Here is a 2,023-nt window from a genome sequence, read left to right as displayed (position 1 = left end):
TTCTGATTCTGTCCTCACCTTGCAGGGTCGATAATTCACGGTCGCGCTCAGATCGCTTAAGAAAAGCCTGTTGCTTATCGTCCAGCGGGGCGGGCGGCAGCGCAAAGGGAACCGGGGTGAATGTCGTCCGCTCTTTCAGCAGGCGGTTCCCCGCCGCCAGCACCCGGTTGAAATCCGAGCCGGCCAGTGTCAGCATCGGCAAGATATCGTTCGTTCTGAGCATTTCAACATAATTGTCACGAAACAGGCCGGTCTGGCTGGCCTGTAGCATATTCAGTTCCTTTTGCTTATGACTCAAGCCTTCCTGCATGATAGCCAGATTGTTCACTTCGTTGTTATAAACCCGGATAGCCTCAGTGAGCTGTTCAGCTGGCGAGGCGGAATACAGGGTTTTTACCCCTTTTTCAGCAACCAGCCGCGCCCGCTCCACTGCGATTCTTTGGGTTTCGACTAACTTTTTTTGTTCCTCAATGGCCTTGTTCTGATCGGATATTTGGTCTTGGGTATCAAAAATCCGCTTTTTCACCTCCAGCGAATTCATGGTTTTCAACGACTCAATCAGCAGGTCGGTATTTCGCCCCAATTCCAGTGCGGATTGCTTGGCCTGCTCCTGACTCTGGTGAAGATAATAGAGGCCAGCCCCTGCCAGCAGGGCGATACCGGGAATGCCACCCATCACCCCGAGCAGTGCACCGCCTATTCTTGAGCCGAGCGAGGTGACTGTATTGAGACGGGCTTGTGCCGCGGCTCTTGCATTGATACTTTGTGTTACTCTGTCCTGTGCTGCCGCTTCTGCGGCCAGCGCTCTGTTCAGTCTCGTTTCTGCGGCGGCGAATGTCTGTGCAGTGGTGGTTTGAAGCATGCGTGAACGAGCCGCTAATACATTACGCTGAGCTTGACGCTCAGTCGCTCTGGCATTAGCCACCTGAACTTGGGCGTTCCTGTAAGCCTGATCTGCGTTGTTTATCTCGGCTCTGGTGTTCTGGATTAATGCTGACGTTGATGCACCAATCGCGGATACCCTGTTACCCAGCGCCCTTGCCCCGAATAAACCCGCGGCCGCCATGCCAGCTGCGGCAACGGTATCCATATTCCTCGCTACCCCGTCCAGTACCCCAGATAAGGTTGCCGTGACCGAAGTGGTCCGGTTGGCTTCTCCCACCCACTGCTGGAAGGCAGTCTGAACGCGGGTTGACGCCGCGCTCACGCTGTTCGGCATCGAATCAAACTCTTTATGCAGCGTCTGCAACTGACCGATCAGGGCAGGCACAATCTTCGGCGTGGTCAGCTCGCCCGCATCCGCCAGTTGTTTCAGGTCTTTCTGTGCGACGCCCAATCCATCCGACAGGGCTTTCATGATCCGCTGGCCGGACTGGGCCACCGAGTTAAAGTCCTGCCCCCGGAGTACGCCACGCCCGAGGGCCTGTGATAACTGGACAATCAGCGAGGACGTCTCTTCGGCCGAAGCGCCGGATACCTGCAACCCGGTGGCCAGTGCATCGGTCAGGGACAGAATGTCTTTTGTCGAATAACCGTATTCACGCAGGGAACCGGCGACGCGGGAAAAGAGGCCCGCATTGGATTCAAAGGTGGAGCCGGTGTACTGGCTGATCCGCAATAATTCCCGTTGCGCATGGGTAAAATCTTCCGTGGAGGTGGTGGCTAACTTGATGCGGGCATTCAGGGAATTGTAATTGTCCGCCATGCTGATCAGGCGTCCGGTGGCGAACATCCCGGCAAAAGCACCTGCCATGCCGGCGGCGGCATTCTTGGCTGACAGCAGTTGGTTATTGAGTTCCCGCAGCGCCTGCTGGCTGTCACGGGTGGCCGCCGCTGCCCCGCGCCCGCCCTTTTCCATCACCCGGTAATAATCCGCCCCCATCCGGGAGGCACGGGCAATCTCCGCCTGAAATGAAGACGAGTTGGCCGAGATTTTAATAATCAGTTCACGTAATTTTGCCATAGGAAAATATCTCAGGACAGGTTAGATAAAAAGGCTTCCAGCCCCGGCGCACGGTCACTG

General features: G+C 56.2%; 1 protein-coding gene. It reads right to left on the bottom strand.

Annotated elements, in window-relative coordinates:
- A partial coding sequence (locus tag AB204_RS12725; protein ID WP_047963749.1) for a tape measure protein occupies positions 1-1,963 on the bottom strand: 1,963 nt, incomplete at its 3' end.
- Between the last annotated feature and the right edge of the window lie 60 nt (positions 1,964-2,023).

Origin of the sequence: Xenorhabdus khoisanae (assembly GCF_001037465.1) — a bacterium.
Lineage (GTDB): Bacteria > Pseudomonadota > Gammaproteobacteria > Enterobacterales > Enterobacteriaceae > Xenorhabdus > Xenorhabdus khoisanae.
The sequence above is the reverse complement of the archived record's forward strand: the minus strand, read 5'-3'. Positions and strand labels throughout refer to the sequence as shown.